This window comes from Pseudomonas sp. EL_65y_Pfl2_R96, from assembly GCF_963970905.1.
Lineage (GTDB): Bacteria > Pseudomonadota > Gammaproteobacteria > Pseudomonadales > Pseudomonadaceae > Aquipseudomonas.
Genome location: NZ_CAXAQH010000459.1, coordinates 1 through 255 on the forward strand (window position 1 = coordinate 1; position 255 = coordinate 255).

At 49.8% G+C, this 255-nt stretch carries 1 pseudogene; it reads right to left on the reverse strand.

Going from position 1 to position 255, the window contains the following annotated elements:
* Window positions 1–142: 142 nt before the first annotated feature.
* A pseudogene (locus AACY49_RS32050) lies at window positions 143–244 on the reverse strand (hypothetical protein); the annotation flags it as partial.
* Between the last annotated feature and the right edge of the window lie 11 nt (window positions 245–255).

A 255-nucleotide genomic window follows, 5' to 3' on the forward strand; every position in this document is an offset into this window, starting at 1 on the left:
TGTTTACTGCGTCAGGTTCAAATTGGCGATTCAATACATTTTCAGCAATCGGCAGGTCGTGGTTGCTATCTGTCGTATGCACAAACTTACGCTTCCAAGCCGAACGCAGACCGTTGGCACGCATCAAGCGACGAATTTTATAAAGGCCTATTTCCATGCCCTTGGCGTGCAACACTTTACGCAACGGACGACTGCCATAACAGCCGCCACTTGCGGCAAACGATGCCTTGAGTTGCAGAGCCATGGGACAAATTG